The sequence below is a fragment of the Pseudonocardia kujensis genome (assembly GCF_021283305.1).
Taxonomy (GTDB): domain Bacteria; phylum Actinomycetota; class Actinomycetes; order Mycobacteriales; family Pseudonocardiaceae; genus Pseudonocardia; species Pseudonocardia kujensis.
Genome location: NZ_JAJSOK010000027.1, coordinates 1 through 19,201 on the forward strand (window position 1 = coordinate 1; position 19,201 = coordinate 19,201).

A 19,201-nucleotide genomic window follows, 5' to 3' on the forward strand; every position below is an offset into this window, starting at 1 on the left:
GTTCGTGACCCCGCAGAACGTCGGCCAGTACAAGGCCGAGTACTGATGGCGGGGCCCGTGCCCGCGATCGAGTGCGTCGGCGCGTCCAAGAGGTTCGCGGGAAAGTACGCGGTCCACGGCGCCGACCTGGTGGTGGAGCCCGGCACGATCCACGCCCTGGTCGGCGAGAACGGCGCGGGCAAGTCCACCCTGCTCGGCATGATCTCCGGGCGGCTCGCCCCCGACGAGGGCGTCGTGCGGATCTTCGGCGACGAGCTCACCTCGGCCGGTCCCCGGGACTCGCGCAGGCACGGGCTCGTCGCCGTCTACCAGGAGCTGACGATGGTGCCGGCGTTCACCGCCGCGCAGAACGTCTTCCTGGGCCAGATGCGCTCCCGCGGCGGAGCCGTCCTGGACGCCGCGATGCGCCGCCGGTATCTCGAGCTGTGCGCCGAGTTCGACGTGCACATCGACCCGGACACCCCGGCCCGCGACCTGTCGGTCTCGCAGCGGCAGATCGTCGAGATCATGCGCGGGGTCCAGGCGCAGTCCCGGGTGCTGATGCTGGACGAACCCAGCGCCGCACTGGCCGAGCACGAGCGCGAGGTGCTCTACCGGATCCTGAACCGGCTGCGGGACAACGGCACGACTGTCGTCTTCGTGAGCCACAACCTGGACGAGGTGCTGCTGCTCAGCGACCGGATCACGGTCATGCGGGACAGCCGCGTCGTGGTCTCGGCCCCGCGCGCGGAGTGGCCGTCGAAGCAGTCGATCGTGCAGCGGATGGTCGGCCGCGCGGTGGTGATCGAGAGGCGCACGGAGTTCCCGCCACTCGGCGAGGAGTCCCTCGCCGTGCGGGACGTGACGCTGCCCGGGGTGCTCAACGGCATGGCGTTGACCGCCCGGGCCGGCGAGATCGTCGGGCTGTGGGGACTGGTCGGCTCCGGCCGGACGACGTTCTTCCGGTCGCTGTGCGGCCTGGAGCGCCGCTCGACCGGCGGTCTGCGACTCGGCGGTGAGGAGCGCCCGTGGCCGCGGTCCATGCGCGCCGCGGTGGCCGAGGGGATCGTCATGGTCCCCGAGAGTCGGCGGCACGCGCTGGTCATGGAGATGGACGCGACCGCCAACTACTGGTTGGGCCGGCGCGGTCCGGGCCGGGGCCTGCTGTCCCCGCGCCGCGAGCGGGAGGACGCCGTGCGGGACGCGACGTTCTTCGGCTTCGACCGCAGGCGGGTGCAGGAGCCGGTGCGCACGCTGTCCGGCGGCAACCAGCAGAAGGTGCTGCTGGCCAAGTGGGCGGGTCACCGCCCGCGGGTGTTCCTCGTCGACGAGCCCACCCGGGGCATCGACGTGGGGGCCAAGGCGGAGGTGCTGGCGTCGCTGGTGCGCCTGGCCGAGGACGGGGCGACGATCGTCGTCACCTCGTCGGAGCTGGAGGAGGTGCTCGCCATCTGCGACCGCCTCCTCGTGGTGGCGCACGGCGAGATCGTCCGTGAGCTGTCCACCCGGGACACCGAGGTGTCGGTGGAGGAGATCGTGCGGTACGGGTTCGGAGAGGGTGATGCGGCATGAGCGGGACCACGGGGACCGAGGAGGAGGCTCGGACCGCGCCCGCGGTGGCGCGAGTGTCCGACGGAGTGGCGGCGAGCCGGTTCTCGTTCAGCCGCTTCGCCTCCCGCTACAGCATGGTCGGGGTGCTGGTGCTGCTGGTGATCGCTGCCAGCGTGCTGTACCCGGGCTTCCTGCGCGGGGCGAACATCGGCAACATCCTCACCCAGAACTCGGCCGTGGGGCTGATCGCGATCGGCATGACGTTCGTGATCATCAGCGGCGGGTTCGACCTGTCCGTCGGCGCCACGTACGCCCTGGGCGCCACCCTGTTCGCCGGGCTCACCCTGGCCACCGGCTCGATCGTCGTCGCCGGGCTCGGGGCGCTCGCGGCGGGCGTGATCGTCGGGCTCGTCAACGGCCTGGTCGTGGCGCGGCTGGGGATCAACCCCTTCGTGGCCACACTCGGAACGTCATCGGTGGTCAGCGGCATCGCCTACATCTACTCGAACTCGTCGCCGTTCATCGTGAACTCGGTGCCGGAGTTCCAGGACCTGGCACTGTCGACCATCGCGGGCGTCCGGCTGCCGATCTGGATCCTGGTGATCGTGTTCGTCGTCGCGGGATTCCTGCTGGCCAAGACCACCTACGGGCGCAACATCGCCGCCGTGGGCGGCAACTACGAGGCGGCGTGGCTCACCGGGCTGCGGGTCAAGGGCCTGAACGCGAGCGTCTACGTCCTCACCGGCGTGCTCTCGGCGCTGGCCGGGATGATGGACGCCTCGCGGCTGGGCGTGGGGCAGGCGGACGTCGGCGGCGCAATGGCGCTCGACGCCATCGCGATCGTGGTCGTCGGCGGTACGTCGCTGCGCGGCGGGGAGGGCGCGATCTGGCGCTCGGCCGTCGGTCTGCTCATCCTGGCGACCCTGACGAACGTGTTCTACAGCCTCAACGTGTCGCAGAACTGGCAGCTCATCGCCAAGGGCTGCATCGTCGTCGCCGCGGTGGCAGTGGACGCCCTGGTGAGGAGGCGGCGCGGCGCATGAGCGAGCAGCACTACGAGGTCGCCGGGCTGGGCGCCGAGGTCGAGATCCTCGTCGACACCTGGGGCGTGCCCCACCTGTACGCGGCGTCGGCCGACGACGTGTACCTGGCCCAGGGCTTCAACGCCGCCCGCGACCGGCTCTTCCAGATCGACCTGTGGCGGCGGCGGGGCAACGGCCTGTTGGCGGAGGCGTTCGGGCCGGCGTTCGTGGAGCAGGACCGGGCGAACCGCTTGTTCCGCTACCGCGGCGACATGCGCTCGGAGTGGCTGGCCTACGGCACGGCCGCGCGGCGCATCGTCACCCGGTTCACCCAGGGGATCAACGCGTACGTGCGGTGGGTGCTGGAGCACCCGGAGCACCTCCCGCCCGAATTCGCGGCGCACGGCCACCGGCCCGCGTTCTGGGAGGCGGAGGACGTGGTGCGGTTCCGGACCCACGGGTTGTTCTACAACGTGGAGAAGGAGCTGGCCCGGGCCGAGACGCTGCGGGACGCCGGCGCAGTCGTCGAACAGGTGCGCCACGACCGGCAGGTCGCCGTCCCTGTCGAGGTGCCCGAGGGCACGGACCTGGACCTGCTCACCGACGACGTGCTCGCGGTCTACCGGCTCGCCTTCGCGCCGGTGGACCTGTCCGGCGTCCCCGGGCCCGGGGACTGGCGGGAGGGAATCAGCGGCAGCAACAACTGGGTCGTCGCGGCGGAGCGGACCGCGACCGGCCGTCCCCTGCTGGCCAACGACCCGCACCGCGCCGTCACGCTGCCCTCGCTGCGGTACCTCGCGCACCTGGAGGCGCCGGGGCTCAGTGTGATCGGTGCCGGGGAGCCGGGCCTGCCGGGTGTCTCCATCGGACACAACGAGCGCGTCGCGTTCGGCCTGACGATCTGGCCCGCCGACCACGAGGACCTCTACCTCTACGAGCTGGACCCGGAGGACCCCGACCGCTACCGCTACCGGGACGGCTGGGAGCGGTTCACCACGGTCACCGAGACCGTGGCGGTGGCGGGCGCCGAGCCGGTCCCGGTGGAGCTGCGGTTCACCCGGCACGGGCCGGTGGTGTGGCAGGACGCCACCCGCGCCGTCGCCGTCCGGGCGGTGTGGCTCGAACCGGGCATGACGCCCTATCTGGCCAGCCTGGAGTACCAGCGGGCCGGCACGGCGGAGGAGTTCGTCGAGGCCCTCGGCCGGTGGGGAGCCCCGGGGGTGAACCAGGTCTACGCCACGGTGGACGGCGACATCGGCTGGCAGGCTGCGGCGCTCGTCCCCCGGCGCGCGGGCTGGGACGGCGGGCTGCCCGTCCCCGGGGACGGCCGCTACGAGTGGGACGGGTTCGCCACCCTGCCCGACCTGCCGTCCGTCCGGAATCCGGAACGCGGCTGGTTCGCCACCGCCAACGAGCGCAACCTGCCCGCGGACCACGATCCGGCCCTGCCGATCACCCACGACTGGTACTCGCCTGCCCGCTACGAGCGGCTCGCCGACTGGCTCGACGCGGCGGACGCGGTGTCCGTCGAGGACAGCCTGCGGATGCAGGGCGACTCGCTGAGCGTCCACGCCCTGCGGATCTGCGCCGCGCTGGCCGCGGTGCCCGCCGAAGGGGTGCGGGATCGGGAGGTGCTGGCCCGGCTCGTCGCCTGGGACGGCGACGAGGCGATCGGGTCCTTCGAGGCGCTGGTCTTCGAGGTGTGGCTGCGCCGGCACCTCCGGCCGTGGCTGCTGGAGGACCTGCTGGACCGCGAGAAGGTGGACCCCGCGGGCCGGGAGACCGCCCGCCGCACCGTGCTGCGCGACGAGTCCATGGACTCCGACCTGCGCGGCGACCTGCGCATGCTCACGGGCTACGCGCTCGACGAACCCACCGAGGCGGCACGGCTGGCCGCCGGCGTCGACGAGACGCTGCACGCGGCGCTCGCCGAGATCGCGGAGCTGCTCGGGCCCGACCGGAGCGGGTGGACCTGGGGCGCGCTGCACCACGCCCGGCTGGTCAACGTCGGGCTGGCCGGGGTGCCGGACGTGCCTGCGGGGTGGGCGGGCACCGACCGAGCCCCGCGAGCGGGCAGCGCCGACACCGTCGGGAACGCCGGGTACGGGCCGGACTTCCGGCAGACCGTGGGCTCCACCTTCCGCATGGTGCTCGACGTCGGCGCCTGGGACGCTTGCCGCGTGGTCAACTCCCCCGGCCAGTCCGGAGATCCACGGTCGCCGCACTACACGGACCTGTTCGCGATGTGGGCGGCGGGCGAGAGCTTCCCGCTGCTCTACAGCCGCAAGGCCGTCGAGGACCACGTCGGGACCCGGATCGTGCTGCGGCCGGCGAGGGCGTCGTGACGGTCCGCCGGGGGACGGTCGGCGGCCGCACCTTCGAGTTCGGCTCGCTCGCCGAGCTTCTGGCGAAGGCCACCCCGGCGCGTTCCGGGGACGTCCTCGCCGGGTGCGCGGCGGACTCGGCCGCCGAGCGGGTGGCGGCCCAGAGCGTGCTCGCCGACCTGCCGCTGGCGACGTTCCTGGAGGAGCAGGTCGTCGGCTATGACGAGGACGACGTCACCCGGCTCATCCTGGACACCCACGACCGCGCCGCCTTCGCTCCCGTCGCCTCCCTCACGGTCGGCGGGTTCCGGGACCGGCTGCTCGGCTGGGCCGCGCAGGGTGACGAGGCGGCGATCACCGGGTTGGCGCGCGGCCTCACCCCGGAGATGGTCGCCGCGACGGCGAAGCTGATGCGCAACGCCGACCTGGTCGCCGTCGGGCGGCGGGCCCGGGTGGTCACCGGCCTGCGGAGCACGATCGGCCTGCCCGGCCGACTCGCCGCGCGGCTGCAGCCCAACCATCCCACGGACGATCCCCGGGGGGTCATGGCGTCCGTCGTGGACGGGCTGCTGCACGGCAGCGGCGACGCGGTGATCGGGATCAACCCGGCGACGGACTCGCCCACCCGCACCACGGCGCTGCTGGAGCTGCTGGACGAGACGATCACCCGATACGCGATCCCCACCCAGTCCTGCGTGCTCGCGCACGTCACCACCACCTTGCAGGTGCTCGAGCAGGGCGCGCCGGTCGACCTCGTCTTCCAGTCCATCGCGGGCACCCAGGCGGGCAACCGCGGCTTCGGCGTCACCCTGGACCTGCTGGTCGAGGCCCAGGCCGCCGCGGTCGCGCTCGGCCGGGGCACCGTCGGACGCAACGTCATGTACTTCGAGACGGGCCAGGGCGCGGCGCTGTCCGCGGACGCCCACCGCGGGATCGACGGGGTCCCGGTGGACCAGCAGACCCTCGAGGCCAGGGCCTACGCGGTGGCCAGGGCGTTCGATCCGCTGCTGGTCAACACGGTCGTCGGCTTCATCGGACCGGAGTACCTCTACGACGGCAAGCAAGTGCTGCGGGCCGGGCTGGAGGACCACTTCTGTGGCAAGCTGCTCGGCCTGCCGATGGGCGTGGACGTCTGTTACACCAACCACGCCGAGGTCGACGGGGACGACACCGACTCGCTGATGCTCCTGCTCGGCGCCGCGGGCTGCGCCTTCCTGATCACCGTGCCGGGCGCGGACGACGTGATGCTGCACTACCAGTCGCTGTCCTTCTCCGACGTGCTCACCGTCCGGCAGGTGCTGGGCCTGCGCCCGGCACCGGAGTTCGAGGAGTGGCTCCTCCGCATGGACCTGCTCGACGACAGCGGCCGCGTCCGGGACGTCACCGCCGACCCGCGCCCCGCGCGGACCCTGCTCGCGGCGGCCGAGCTGTGACCGGGCAGCCTGCGCCGCGGGACGCCTTCGCCGTGCTGCGCGAGGCCACCCAGGCCCGGGTGGCGCTCGGCCGGGCGGGCGACGCCTTGCCCACCAGCCGGGAGCTGGCCTTCCGCGTCGCGCACGCCGCCGCACGGGACGCCGTGCACGCGCCGTTGGACACCGCGGCGCTCCGGGAGGCCCTCGGCGAGGCGCTGGAGGTCCGCTCCGCCGCCCCGGACCGGGCCGTCTACCTGCAGCGACCGGATCTCGGACGGCGGTTGGCGGAGGGGACCGCGCTGCCGTCCACCAGCGCCGACCTGGCCGTGGTGCTCGGCGACGGGCTGTCCCCGCGCGCCCTGCAGGAGCACGGCCCGGGCACGCTCGCGGCGCTGCGCGAGCGGCTGCCGGGGTGGTCGATCGCGCCCCCCGTCGTCGCGCGGCAGGCGCGGGTGGCGCTGGGCGACGAGATCGGGGCGCGGCTCGGGGTGCGCGCGGTGGTGGTGCTGATCGGCGAACGCCCCGGCCTCACCGCCGCGGACTCCCTCGGTGCGTACCTCACCTGGGCCCCGCGCCCGGGCCGCGCGGACAGCGAGCGCAACTGCGTCTCCAACATCCGCCCGCCGCACGGCACCGACTACGCGCAGGCAGCCGACACCCTCGCCGGCCTGCTGGTCTCGGCCCGGGCGCTCGGCGCCTCCGGCGTCGCGCTCAAGGACCAGGGCGCGAAGCCACCCACCGCTGGTCTCGACAGATCGCCTCCGAAGGAGATCCGGTGACCCGGGACCACTCGCTCCGGCCCTGACGGTCGACGATACGGAGGGCGCCTGCCGGAGCCTGCGCTCCGCGGCTGCATGGAGCGCTCCGCCTGCAGCAAGTCCACGAGCAGCTCCGGCCACGTTCCGCACGTGGTCAGCCTGCAGGTGTGCTGTCGGCGTGCCGGTCGCGCGGACGGGTACCGGCGTAGAGCTCTTCGATGACGGCACGATTGCTCTCCTCGACCGTCCCCCGGCGTAGCTTGTGGGTCGGGGTGAGCTCTCCGGAGTCGCTGGTCCAGGGCCGTGCCAGGACGGCATGGGCACGAACCTTCTCGGCCTTGCCGAGCTTCTCGTTCGCGGTATCGAGCGCTGTCTCGAGGAGTGTGCGGGTCCGCGGGTCGGCGACGAGCTCCTCGGGGTCGCCGTGGAGGCCGCGAAGGGCGAGCTCTGCGAAGTCGGGAACCACGAGGGCGACGAGGAAGGGCCTTCCGTCGCCGATGACGAGGACTTGGTCGACCAGGGGTGACTGCGCGACGACGTCCTCGATCCGGCTGGGCGAGATGTTCTCGCCGCCCGCGGTGATGATGAGGTCCTTCTTCCGGCCGGTGACCGTGAGGAACTCGCCTCGCCACTCCCCGAGGTCGCCGGTGTGGAACCAACCGTCGACGAAGGACGCCGCTGTCGCCCGTGGATCGTCGAGGTAGCCGCGGGCGAGGTGCGGGCCCCGAACCAGGATCTCGCCGTCGCCTGCCAGCCGGACGGCGGTACCGGGAAGCGGACGACCGACCGTCCCGACCCTGGTCCGGAAGGCGTCGTCGGGTCCGGTGTAGGTCGCGACGGCAGTGGTCTCGCTCAGGCCCCAGAGGTCGTGCAGGGGGAGACCGACCGAGGCGAAGAACTCGTGTGTCGAGGCCGGCAGCGGCGCCGATCCCGTGATCAGCCAGTGCGCGCCGTCGAGCCCGAACCGGGAGGCCACCTGCTCGTGCGTGGCACCGTCGCGGAGCATGCCTCGCATGAGCCGTTCGATGCGCTGCCAGATCCGGGGGACGGAGGTGAACAGGCGGGGTTGCACGCGCTGGAGGACGTCGAACAGCGTCGTGGGGTCGGCCACGGTCGTGACGCTCGTCCCGCCGATCAGCCCGGCGTAGTGGCCGACCACCCGGTCGACGATGTGCGCGTGCGGGAGGTAGGACACCGTTGCGCCGCCGTCCAGGCGGACGATCGAGTCCAGGGCGCGGAGCTGGAAGACGATCGCAGCGTGCGTGAGCTCCACGCCCTTGGGCTTGCCGGTCGTCCCGGAGGTGAAGATGAGGGTCGCGACGTCGTCCGGCTCCGGCGCGTGGGCCACGAACGAGGCATCGGTCTGCAGCCGGTCCAGCTCGTCGACGGTGACGACCGGGACGCCGGTGGGGACGTGGTCGTCCTGCAGCAGCTCGGGATCGGCGACGATGAGACGGGCGCGTGCCCGGGTGACCAGTTCGGCGGACTCCGCCGGGGGCGCGGTGATGTACAAGGAGAACGGTGTCGCGCCCACCAGGAGAGCCGCGAGGTCGCTGAGCTGCCACTCCGGCCGGTTCCCGATCAGGAGCGCGACGCTGTCCCCGGGACGGACCCCGAGGGCGCTGAACGCCGAGGCCAGGCGCGCCGCCTTCTGCGCCAACTCGCGCCGGGTCCAGCGCACCGTGCCGTCGCCCGAGCTGAGGGCGATCGCGTGGGGGTGGGCGGTGACGTGTGCGTCGAAGACTGAGACCACGGTGTCCGGCATCTCCGGGACGCTAAGTCGGTCGGGATCCACCGGCCATGTGCCTTTCCACCACCGCACGGTGGTGCCTGACGCCATGGTCGGGCGTGGGCATCGCCTTCAGATTGGGAAGGTGCCTCATTCCGTCGTTCTCGCCCAGCGGCCCCATGGTCGAGTCAGGGTCTCCGACTTCGAGCAGGTCGAGGTCCCCCGCCAGCCCTGCCCGGAGGGCGGCGTACGGGCACGGACTCGACACATCAGCATCGATCCGGCCATCCGCGGCTGGCTCGACGACCGCCCGAGCTACCTCCCGCCGATGGGTGTCGGCGAGGTCGTCCGCTCCCTGGGCATCGCCGTGGTCGAGGAGTCTCGGCACCCGGAGTTCGTTCCCGGTGACGTGGTCCGCGGGTTCACCGGCTGGCAGGAGGAGGTGCTGATCGAGGACCTGAAGGGATGGGACCGGCTGCCGGACGCGACGACCGCCCGGCTCGGCATCCTCGGCATGACGGGGCTGACCGCGTGGGTGGGCATGGGCGACATCTGTTCGCCGCGGGCCGGGGAGACGGTGTTCGTCTCCGCCGCCGCGGGCGCAGTCGGTTCGGCCGCAGTCCAACTGGCCCGACTCGCCGGGGCGCGCGTCGTCGCGAGTGCGGGCGGGCCGCGCAAGTGTGCGTTGCTCGCCGACGAGCTCGGTGTCGACGCTGTCGTGGACCATCGGGCCGACGACTGGGCGGACCAGCTCCGCGACGCGACCCCGGACGGGATCGACGCGGTGTTCGAGAACGTCGGCGGCCCGCTGATGGAAGCCGTCCTCGACCGGATGAACAACGGGGGCCGGATCGCGTTGTGCGGGCTGATCTCCGGCTACAACGACGTCGTCCGGCCTCCGGGCCCGCGCAACTTCGGCCTGCTGGTGACCAAGCGCATCCGGGCGGAGGGCTTCGTGGTGGTCGACCACACCCACCGCGCGGCGCGCTGCGAGGCCGAGCTCGGTGAACACCTCGAGGCCGGCCGGCTACGAGCTTTCGAGACCGTGGTGGAGGGCTTCGACACCGTCGTCCCGACGTTCGTCGGGTCGTTCGACGGTGGGCACGTCGGGAAGCTGGTGGTCAGCCTCGGGTGAGCGGTGCGAGCTCGACCGCGACCCGGAGCACCGCCGACCTCGGATCCAGCGGGACCGGGAGCAGCGTCGCGATCCGTTCCAACCGTTTCACGACCGTGTTGGGATGCACGGTGAGCCGCCGCGCGGCGCGGGTCGGGCTGCCCAGCTCGGCCAGCCAGATCGCGAGGGTGCGCAGCAGGTCGGAGTGCGCGGGGTCGGCGAGGGCGCCGAGCCGGGCGGTGGCCCAGGGCACGGCGAGTCCGGGGGTGCCGTCGGCGAGTGCCAGCACCACCACCTCGTCGAACCGGACCAACGGACCGTCGACCCAGCGCGTCGCGAGCCGCCAGGCCTCCGCGGCCTCCTGGTGCGAGGCCCGCAGTCCGGCGAGGCCCTGGTGCGGGCTGCCGAGCGCGAGGCGCAGCCCGGACGTGCCGGACGCCCAACCGTCGACCTCACCTCCCGAGAACCAGCCGTGGACAGCCGTGGGGCCGTCCGGAACCGCGACGAGCTGGCGCGGACGGGCGACGGCGCGGAGCCGGGCGACGGCTCGGTCGAGCTCGGCCGAGGTGGCGTGCGCGCCCCAGACGACGAAGGCGGTATGGGTGTCCGCGAAGCGGTAACCGAGGCGCGCCTCGGCGGATGCGATGTCCGCGGTCCCCGCCAGCACCTCTGACATCATGGACCGCAGGTCCGAGGCGTCGCGCTGGCGTAGCAGGTCGCCTTCCTGGACGTACGCCGCCGTCGCGGCGGCGCAGGCGGCGCGCAGGTAGCGGAAGAGCCGGTCGAAGACGGTCTCGAGGGCCTCCGCCCGGCGGGCGTCGGACACGCGTGTCTCACGCAGGTGCGCCGCGAACGCCGAGAAGAGGACGTCGGCCGCGGCATCGTAGGCGAGGACCAGGTCGGCCAGGTCGGTCTCGGCCCGGGCGAGACGGCGGGCCCAGCGCTCCGCGGGCCGGCCCAGTTGCACGCCCACCCGGGGCGTCGCCGCCTGAGCGGCCTCCCGCAGCAGCGGCATGTGGGAGTCCAGTGCCTCGCGGAGCAGGCGCTCGTCCGCATCGTCGCGCACCACGGAGGGCGTGGCGGCGACGACCGCGGCGAACATGTCGTCGACGATGCGGGCGACGCGCTGGTCGAGCCAGGTGACGAACTCCGCGACGGGTGGGTGCGACGGCGTCGTCGACGTGGCCCCGGTCACGGAGTTCGGCATGGGCGCATCGTAGGGTCGCTCGCGGTCCGGTCGGGTGTGTCGCGACCACACCGGGCGGTGTGGGCCGGGCGCGTCGCGCGGTCCGTGTGGCGTCCCCCACGCTCGACCCATGACCGAGACCACCGCGCTCATCGACGAGAGCGGACGCGCGCAGGAGCCACTCCGGCTCGCCGTCACGCTCGACGACCCGTTCATGTGGAAAGGGGCCGGCTTCCCTCCCGGCTACGACCCCGACATCGTGCTCGGCCGCATGTGCGATGCGTTCGAGCAGTACGGGGTCCCGGAGGTGTACGCCTTCACGTCGACCTCTCCGGTGGAGGACCATCCGGAGTGGCTCTCGGCCCTCGACCGCTGGACCGAACGCGGCCACCACGTCGCAGCGCACACCCACTCCCACGCCAGCTTGAACTGGACCGATGCCGCGACGTACATCGCCGACCTCGACCGCAACGTCGAGCTGCTGGAACCCTGGTTGGCGAAGGCCCCCACCCGGTACTTCCGCTACGCCTTCGACATGTGGGGCGACGCGCGGGACAAGACCGACCAGGTGCAGACCCACCTCGTCCGTCGCGGCCTGCTGCCCGCGCCGATCACCCACTGGTTCTACGACGTGCAGTTCCTCGTGGCCTACCTGCGAACCCTGGTCTCCGGCGACGCCGAGGCCGCGGCCTGGGTGCGGCGGTGCTTCGCCGAGACGGCGGTCGACGCACTCCGCAACCAGGCCGCCGCCGCCCAGGAGGTGTTCGGCCGGCAGCCTCCACACATCGCGCTCATCCACGGCACCCCGATCGCCGCCGACGCCTACGCCGAGGTCCTCGCCGCCTACGCGGCCGCCGGTGTCCAGTTCGTCACCCTCGAGGAGGCGATGAGCGACCCGGCCAACCAGATCGTGCCCCCGACCATGACCCGGTACTTCCGCAACTCCACACAGAAGTGGGCCGAGCACGCCGGGATCGACATCGTCGACACGCCCCCGCGGATCCTCAACGAGGTGCAGCGCTGTTGTCCCGTCGAGGGAATGGACGAGTCCGACCTGCTCGGTCCGGCGCTCGTCGCCGCAGCGCTGGCCGTCGGTTCCGAGCCGGTGGCCGGCGACCTGGACTGGAACCCGCCGGTGGACCGGTGACGAAGGACCTGTTCGACGTCGACGGCCGGACGGTCCTCGTCACCGGTGGAACCCGGGGGATCGGCGCGATGGTCGCCGAAGGTCTGGTCGAGGCCGGGGCCCGGGTCCTGGTGACCTCCCGCAAGCCCGAGGCCTGCCGGACTGCGAGCGAGAAACTCGGCTGTCCCGCGGTGCCCGCGGACGTGGGCACCCCCGAAGGAGTCAGGGCCGTGGTCGAAGGCGTGAACGCGGAGTTCGACGGATCCCTGGACGTGCTGGTCAACAACGCAGGCGTGACATGGGGGGCCCCGCTCGACGCCTTCCCCCGCAAGGGTTGGGACCGCGTGCTGAGTACCAATGTGGTCGGTCTGTTCGAACTCACCACGGCGCTGCTGCCCGCGCTGCGCCGGGCGGCGACGGCCGGACGTCCGGCACGGGTGGTGAACGTCGGGTCGGTCGACGGGCTCCGAGTACCGGTGTTCGAGAACTACTCCTACTCAGCCTCCAAGGCTGCTGTGCACATGATGACCCGCCACCTCGCCGCGGTCCTCGCACAGGACGGCGTGCTCGTCAACGCGGTCGCGCCGGGCGCGTTCCCGAGCGACATGACGGCCGCTGCCCTCGCATCCGACTCCGGGCGGGCGCTGATCGAGAAGGCCATCCCGCTCCGACGGCTCGGTACTGCGGACGACATCGTCGGCGCGGTCCGATACCTCGCCTCGCCGGCCGGGTCCTATCTTACCGGCGTCGTCCTGCCTGTGGACGGCGGCATCGCGGGGTGCAGCGCATGACCCGACGCAGCCGGCCGGTGCCGCTTCGCCACGATCCACCGCGGCGGCGCACAGCCGAAAACGGCCCGGGAAGCGACGGGACCCAGGCGTCGGTCTCCTCCCGGCGTCCGCGCCGCTTCAGCCGAGTGACCAGGGGGAACCCGGCGATCGAGCACAGCGCAGATCGGCGACGACCGCGAACCTGACCAACGGACACCGCCGCTCGGTCCCGGTGCCCGACGGCGGCCGGCTGCGCAGCTGGTGGGAGGACCGCCCCGAGCGGGCCGACGCCCCGTTGCTCCAGGCCCGTCCCGAGCAGGACCGGGCCTGATCGTCAGGCGAAGGCGGGACCATGCAGCGTCTGCCCCGGGGAGCAGCCGAAACGCGCTCCGTAGGCCGCCACGAACGGCTGCGGCCGGAATCCCCACGATCTCGCGACCGCGGTCACCGTGATCTCTCCAGGCCGGTAGAACTGCAGATCACGGTGTGCCCGCCCGAGCCGGACCCGGCCGACGTCGTGCCCGGGGGGCACGTCCCGATGCCGCAGCCAACATCCTTCGAGGGCTCGGACACTCAGCCCGGCATCCTCGGCGAGGCCCGTCAGCGTCAGCGGGCGCTCCGGATGGGCCTCGACGTAGTCGACACATCGGCGCACGGCCCGGGGACCCCACGTGGGTACGCGTTCGTCGAGCGCGTCGCGGTGCGGGTGGTCGGCCGCGAGCAGCAGCCGAACCAGCAGAGCGTCCTGCAGCGGCTCGGCGCTCATCGGGTTGTCCAGCACCGAGGATGTGTCGGTGGTGGCTTCGGCGACCAGCCGCACCGTGCCCGCCCACGTCCGGCCTGCCGCGGAGCTCACGGTCATCGAGGTGAGCAGCCGCAGGGGGCGGGGCACGGTCCGGCCGAGCAACGTCTCCAGCATGTCCTCCAACGCGGCCGACCCGACGTCGACCAGCAGCATGTCGAAGCGGTCGCCGGTGATCACCGTGGTCTCCGGCCACGGGGTGAAGACGGCGGCACGGCCCGGACCCAGGTCCAGCTCCTTGCCGCGGTGGTCGGCGTGCAGCGGCCCGCGCAGCGGCAGCCCGACCTGGTAGCTCGGCCGATCGGGCAGCCGCAGGTGGATTCCGTCGCTGCCGCGGGTCTCCTCGACGACCAGCGGGCCACGCGTGACTCGGTGGGTGTGGAATGCGAACGGCGCCGTCGGGACATGATCGAGGTGCACGGTCTGCGGGAGCTGGGCGTCTGCCCGGCCGATGTCGGCCACATGGACGTCGGCGAACCGGGGAGTAGTCATCAGGACACCTGCCGTAGGAGGTCGGTGACGGGGTTCCGGTGTTCCGTGGACGGGTCGACGACCTCGGGGTCACCGATGCCGAAGGTCCGGGCGAAGGCGATGCTCAGGCCGCCGAACAGCTCCGGCAGCACTTCCTCGGTCTCCTCGGAGAAGGTCATGCCGGCAGGCGGTCGGCGCACGCCCTCCGCCAGCACGGCGCGGACGTCGACGTCCAGCTTGGTGAACTCGCGCATCCGCTCCCGAAACCCCTTCGTGATCGGCAGGTCCATCGGAGCGACGACGTCCCGATCGCTCCACCTGACGGAGTTCCGGCCCGCGATGGCGATGTCGTCGACCATCTCGTCGACGAACGCGCGGAACTGCTTCACGTCGTTCTCGTCCACCTTGAGCTGCGCCACCGAGCGGAAGAACCGCCCGAACACCGGAACGCTCGACGGGCCTGCCATCCCCGCGCCTCCTCGCCATCCCACCTGCGCCAGATGCTCGTGCACCAGGCGGACCGCATCGCTCCGCCGCCGACCGCGGACGCCACCCGCTCGATCGATCCGTCCCGGATCCACGCCACGTGCGGACCGGTGACCACCGGCTGGGGGGCGGTCACCGGCGGTCTCCCAGTGCCAGCGCCGCCCCGATGGCCACCAGCCAGGAGTCCTTGGCCAGCGCGATGCCGTCCTGCGTGGGGAAGACCGTGCCGGGCCTGCGCATCCCCGGTGTCCGCGCGTACAGGCCGAGCAGCCCGGCCCCGAACCCGAGCAGCCCGAGGCCTGCCAGTCGTGCCGGGACGAGCGGGACGACGAGCGCGGCCCCGATCAGCATCTCGGCCGTAGCCAGCGACTTGGCGAAGGTGACCGGCTCGACGGCGTCCAGGAACGGGTAGGCCCCGCTGGCGAAACCGTGCAGGTACTTCGCCGTCTCCTCGTCGGGATCCCGCTTGTGCAGGCCCGAGTCCAGGACGTACGTGCCTGCGGTCAGCCGCAACGGCAGCTGCCAGGCGAGGTCGTGTCCCTTCATGACGGCTCCTTCTCTTCGGAGGGTTTCGGTTCGGCGGGGCGTCGTCCGGCCAGCGCCGTAACACCGCCACGGGAGCGGCCCCGCCCACCGGGCGGCGACCTCCCCGCCGCGCAGCACCAGCAGCGTGGGCACGGCCGGGATCGGGAATGGGGTGGTGCGGGTCCCCTCGGCGTGGGGATGGCGTCGGCCTCGCCGCCCTCCCCGGCGGCGGTGACGGCCCGGTCGCGACACTTCGCCCGCCGGTGCTCGAGCCACGCGCAGCGGCCGGGAGGCGACGGCCTCCTCCGGCGCCGCGCCCCGGTCGTCGGACACCGCGACGAACGTGATCCACTCGAAGGGCGACGGGGACGTGCCGGACCGTGCCGAAGGCCTGCAGTTCGTGGCCGTGCTGGTGCAGCCAGGGTGGCGAAGGGGCCGCGAGCTTCGAGGTCGTGGTCATGAGCCCTCCCGGTGACGTCAGGGACCTCCAGTCTCGGCCGTGTCAACCGCGTGGATCCCCGGTCCGGCGGGCTGAAATCGACTGATCGGACTCGGCCCGACGTCGCAACCGCCCCCACGGCCTTGGCCGGCCTGCCCTGCCGCTGGGCATGCAGGTCGTCAGGGCATCGAGTGGCCGGGATGCAGAGCCGGGTGCTGCCGCTGCTGATCTTGACATCGCCGGGCAGATCGCCCAGCCGCGACAGCACTCCCGTCCGGGCGGGGAGCCCGCCGAGGAGCAGGACCAGGCCGCCGCCGAGCCACGGACCTCCCTCACCGGGGACGGGTCGGCGACCTCCGCACCGCACGTCTCCACCGCACTCTCCTCCGGTCGCGGCCAGCCGTTCTGACCCTCCCGGGAGGAACGCGCGGTCCGAGTCCGCCCTCGTGGGCCGGGCCCGGCCCGCGCTGCCGCGTGCCAGCGTGGGATATGACAATGGCCGCGCACGACGAGCGTCACGCCCTTCTCGAGGAACTGGAGCTGCTGCGGACCCGCCGTCGCGAGCTCCGGGAGAGCCTCGTGGCCGACGACCACCAGCCACACGACTTCGGCGAGCACGGCTCCATCACCGAGCTCCGTGACGAGATCGACTGGATCGAGCGGCGCATTCGCGATCTCGTGCACTACCTCTCGAAGACGGGTCGGCCGGACGGGGACCTGTCCGAGCGGGTCGGCTCGTACAGCGTGGTGACGCTCCGCTACCCGGACGGGTCCCGGGAGGCCGTGCAGGTCACCCGGTTTCCCGACGAGGACGTCCCGGCGGTCACGCCCGAGAGCCCTCTCGGACGAGCACTGCTCGGGGCCCGGCCGGGGGAGGAGATCGAGTGGACCGCCCCCGAGGGGAGCCTGCGGGCACGTGTCGAACGGGTGCGCCGACCCGTGTAGTCGGCTGTCTGCGCGAATCTGGCAGGTGTCGTGCACCGCGGCGGCACCCAGCGCCGGGGGCGGCCGACCGACCTCTGCGTGGGGATGCCTGGCCGGCCACGTGCACCGACACGGCCTTTTCCGATCTACCGGATCCTCGGGCCACCCGGCGCGTCGCCGTTCGGATATTCGGGACAGGGCCCGGGGGCCGGCTGAGGGTCGCGTAGAAGAGTGCCGTCCGGGGAGGCAGTGCAGCTGGGAACTGGGTGAGCCTGATGCCGACGTTCGTGGTGGCGTCGACGCTGTCGTCCGTTGTGGACCGGCTGACCTACGTCGGCTCGCACGCACCAGACCGCCGACGGTGCCTCGATCTTCGCTGCCCGCGACGCCGTCCGGAACTCGGCCGGCCGGCGTCGGCCCGTGGTCCGGCCCCATCACCTCTGCGGCGCGTCCGGCCACCGCGAGCTCGTTCGTCCGCGTCGCGGCGTACCTCTGCGCGAAACGGGCCCGTGGTGAGCCAGGTACTCGGAGCGGCCGAGCATGCAGGCGTGTTGTTCCGGACCGTTGGTAACCTTGGGTGGTCCGCCGTCAGCGGAGGTCGACAATGGATCAGGCGACGGGCGAGGCCGTCGCGGTGCGATGCACCGCGGTCGACGACGCCCAGCGGTTCGGGACGTCCGTCTACTTCCCTCATCGCCTCGTTCCCCTCGACGACACGCGCCCCTTCGACATGTCCTTGTGTGCCGTCTCCCACGGCGCGGTGACGGTCGGGCTGCTCAGCTACTCGGAACCGGTACGGATCGAGACCGGGGACCAGGAGACGGCCTACGAGGTCAACATCCCGCTCGTGGGGTCCGTGGACAGCTGGTCGGGGCCCGACCACGTCGTGGCGTCGTCCGGGCGGGCCGTCGTATTCCGGCCCTACGGCGCCACGGCCATGCAGGGCTTCGGGCGGGACCGTCCGCTCCTCGGGCTCAAGCTGGACCGTACAGCGCTCGAGGCCCAGCTCGCCGACCTCGTCGGCAGAAGGATCCGAGGCCCGGTCGACCTGGCGTCCTCCCTCGACCTCAGGGCAGGCCGAGGCTCGGCGTGGTGGGCCGTGGCTCGATCCGTCGCCGAGCTGTTCGCGGCGCCCGACGACGGGTTGGCCCTGCTCAACAACGAACTGGTCATGCGCCCGCTGACCCAGAGCCTCCTGGTCGGATTCCTGCACGCCGTCGAGCACCCCTACCTCGTGGACGTCCTGGAGAAGCCGAGCGAGGCCGCAGTGCCCGCGGTGCTGCGCCGCGCGAAGGCCTACATGGAGGAGCACGTCGCCGAGCCGCTGACGATCACCGAGGTGGCGGCCGCGGTGGGGTCGAGTGTCCGAGGCTTGCAGGTCGGCTTCCGACAGCACCTCCAACGGACGCCGATGGAGCATCTCCGTGAGCTCCGGTTGCGCCGCGCGCACACCGAGCTCATCAACGCCGACCCCGATCAGAGCTCCGTCGCGGAGATCGCCCATCGGTGGGGCTTCACCCATCTGGGTCGCTTCGCCGCCCGGCACCGCGCGGCCTACGGCCAGACGCCGTCGGAGGCGCTTGGCACCGGGCGCTGAGCCCGCGGCGCTCGTGCGCCTTCTGGACAGCGCCCGTGCGCGTGCCGGATCGCGGACCGGTGACCTGCTTCATAGCCTCGACGAGGCGATCACGACCGCAGGACGCAGGTCCGCGGCCGTCTCGCACGTGACAACACCGTCGTTGGATCGCAGGAAGGACAGCCGGAATGCTGCAGACTGTCCAGAAGATCGGGCCCGTTCTCGATCTCTTCACGATCGATCGCCCGGAGTGGGGCGTCTCCGAGGTCGCGGAGGCCATCGGGGTCCCCCGTTCGAGTGCCCACGCCCTGCTCTCCAGCCTGGTGGAGACGGGGCTGCTGCAGTGCCGCACGCGAGGCCGGTACCGCATCGGCTGGCGGATCGTCGAGCTGAGCGAAACTCTCCGCGGGACGGTCGACGTCCGGTCCGCAGCCGCGCCGGTGCTCCAGGATCTCGTGGAACGCTACGGCGAAACCAGCCACCTGGCTGTGATGGAGCGCCACAAGGTGCTGTACGTCGACAAGATCGTCGGTAATCACGTCATCAACGTCGTCGGGGCACGGATCGGCGCTCAACTCGACGCCCACTGCAGCGCGGTCGGCAAGGTCCTGTTGGCCAACCGGGATCCCGAGGAGGTCCGTCGGTTCGTCACCGACAAGCCGCTGCGCAGGCTGACCCCGAGCACGATCACCAACCCTCGCGCCCTGGAGCGCGAGCTGGAGGCCGTGCGACGCGGTGGGTGCGCCTTCGACCAGGCGGAGGCGGTCCAGGAGGTGCACTGCGTGGCGGCCCCGGTCCGCGACGACCTCGGCGGGGTCGTGGCGGCGGTCAGCATGACCGTTCCAGCCAGCCGCTTCGCCCCGGCGCGGAACGAGTTCAAGCGTGCCGTGATCGCCGCGGCCTCGGAGGTCTCGCGCCGCGTCGCGGCGGCCACCGGCCCCACGCCTCGCCTGTCCGTGGTCCGTGACGACCCCACGACACCGGCGGTTGCCGTCGGCTCGTGAGCC

At 72.4% G+C, this 19,201-nt stretch carries 16 protein-coding genes; 11 read left to right on the top strand and 5 right to left on the bottom strand.

The features are described 5' to 3' along the window. Positions 1-57 precede the first annotated feature (57 nt). Genes LWC35_RS19680 through eutC form a run of 5 tightly spaced genes read left to right on the top strand, consistent with a single transcriptional unit; the run spans position 58 to position 7,067 of the window. Entirely contained in the window at positions 58-1,551 is a 1,494-nt protein-coding gene (locus LWC35_RS19680; RefSeq protein ID WP_232871624.1) for a sugar ABC transporter ATP-binding protein, read from the top strand. After that, positions 1,548-2,573, top strand: a complete 1,026-nt coding sequence (locus tag LWC35_RS19685; protein WP_232871625.1) for an ABC transporter permease — start codon at positions 1,548-1,550, stop codon at positions 2,571-2,573. The genes LWC35_RS19680 and LWC35_RS19685 overlap by 4 nt, the downstream gene beginning before the upstream one ends. Beyond that, positions 2,570-4,897, top strand: a complete 2,328-nt coding sequence (locus LWC35_RS19690) for a penicillin acylase family protein (RefSeq protein WP_232871626.1) — start codon at positions 2,570-2,572, stop codon at positions 4,895-4,897. Before LWC35_RS19685 ends, LWC35_RS19690 begins: the two co-directional genes overlap by 4 nt. After that, on the top strand, positions 4,894-6,309 hold the full coding sequence (locus LWC35_RS19695) for an ethanolamine ammonia-lyase subunit EutB (RefSeq protein WP_232871627.1): 1,416 nt from the start codon (positions 4,894-4,896) through the stop codon (positions 6,307-6,309). The genes LWC35_RS19690 and LWC35_RS19695 overlap by 4 nt, the downstream gene beginning before the upstream one ends. Next, positions 6,306-7,067 (top strand): ethanolamine ammonia-lyase subunit EutC, encoded by a 762-nt coding sequence (gene eutC / locus LWC35_RS19700; protein WP_232871628.1) that lies wholly within the window; start codon positions 6,306-6,308, stop codon positions 7,065-7,067. Before LWC35_RS19695 ends, eutC begins: the two co-directional genes overlap by 4 nt. A gap of 133 nt (positions 7,068-7,200) precedes the next feature. Here eutC and LWC35_RS19705 read toward each other — a convergent pair whose 3' ends face one another. Then, a complete protein-coding gene (locus LWC35_RS19705; RefSeq protein ID WP_232871629.1) occupies positions 7,201-8,811 on the bottom strand; it encodes an AMP-dependent synthetase/ligase in 1,611 nt (536 codons plus the stop codon). 109 nt (positions 8,812-8,920) lie between these two features. Between LWC35_RS19705 and LWC35_RS19710 the strand changes: the two genes are divergently transcribed. After that, positions 8,921-9,910, top strand: a complete 990-nt coding sequence (locus tag LWC35_RS19710; protein ID WP_232871630.1) for an NADP-dependent oxidoreductase — start codon at positions 8,921-8,923, stop codon at positions 9,908-9,910. Here the strand turns inward: LWC35_RS19710 and LWC35_RS19715 are convergent. Further along, the gene (locus LWC35_RS19715) at positions 9,897-11,096 is read right to left on the bottom strand and encodes a PucR family transcriptional regulator (protein WP_232871631.1); all 1,200 of its coding nucleotides are present in this window, start codon (positions 11,094-11,096) and stop codon (positions 9,897-9,899) included. The two genes, LWC35_RS19710 and LWC35_RS19715, sit on opposite strands and share 14 nt — an antisense overlap. Positions 11,097-11,205: 109 nt before the next feature. Here LWC35_RS19715 and LWC35_RS19720 point away from each other — a divergent pair, with 109 nt between their 5' ends. Continuing rightward, positions 11,206-12,222, top strand: coding sequence for a polysaccharide deacetylase family protein (locus tag LWC35_RS19720; protein ID WP_232871632.1), 1,017 nt, complete (start codon positions 11,206-11,208; stop codon positions 12,220-12,222). Beyond that, positions 12,219-12,992, top strand: coding sequence for an SDR family oxidoreductase (locus LWC35_RS19725; RefSeq protein WP_232871633.1), 774 nt, complete (start codon positions 12,219-12,221; stop codon positions 12,990-12,992). Before LWC35_RS19720 ends, LWC35_RS19725 begins: the two co-directional genes overlap by 4 nt. Before the next feature lie 313 nt (positions 12,993-13,305). Here LWC35_RS19725 and LWC35_RS19730 read toward each other — a convergent pair whose 3' ends face one another. The 3 genes from LWC35_RS19730 to LWC35_RS19740 all read right to left on the bottom strand — a co-directional run bounded on the left by LWC35_RS19730 (position 13,306) and on the right by LWC35_RS19740 (position 15,276). Further along, positions 13,306-14,265, bottom strand: coding sequence for an AraC-like ligand-binding domain-containing protein (locus LWC35_RS19730; RefSeq protein ID WP_232871634.1), 960 nt, complete (start codon positions 14,263-14,265; stop codon positions 13,306-13,308). After that, entirely contained in the window at positions 14,265-14,711 is a 447-nt protein-coding gene (locus tag LWC35_RS19735; RefSeq protein WP_232871635.1) for a DUF1931 family protein, read from the bottom strand. The genes LWC35_RS19730 and LWC35_RS19735 overlap by 1 nt, the downstream gene beginning before the upstream one ends. Before the next feature lie 151 nt (positions 14,712-14,862). Then, positions 14,863-15,276 carry a hypothetical protein gene (locus LWC35_RS19740; protein WP_232871636.1) on the bottom strand — a complete coding sequence of 138 codons (414 nt, stop codon included), beginning with the start codon at positions 15,274-15,276 and terminating at the stop codon, positions 14,863-14,865. 913 nt (positions 15,277-16,189) lie between these two features. Between LWC35_RS19740 and LWC35_RS19745 the strand changes: the two genes are divergently transcribed. The 3 genes from LWC35_RS19745 (at position 16,190) to LWC35_RS19755 (ending at position 19,198) form a co-directional block, all read left to right on the top strand. After that, complete coding sequence (locus tag LWC35_RS19745; protein ID WP_232871637.1) at positions 16,190-16,639, top strand: GreA/GreB family elongation factor; 450 nt, start codon at positions 16,190-16,192, stop codon at positions 16,637-16,639. A 583-nt stretch (positions 16,640-17,222) separates the two neighbouring features. Next, on the top strand, positions 17,223-18,215 hold the full coding sequence (locus tag LWC35_RS19750) for an AraC family transcriptional regulator (RefSeq protein WP_232871638.1): 993 nt from the start codon (positions 17,223-17,225) through the stop codon (positions 18,213-18,215). 167 nt (positions 18,216-18,382) lie between these two features. Further along, entirely contained in the window at positions 18,383-19,198 is an 816-nt protein-coding gene (locus tag LWC35_RS19755) for an IclR family transcriptional regulator (protein WP_232871639.1), read from the top strand. Positions 19,199-19,201 lie beyond the last annotated feature (3 nt).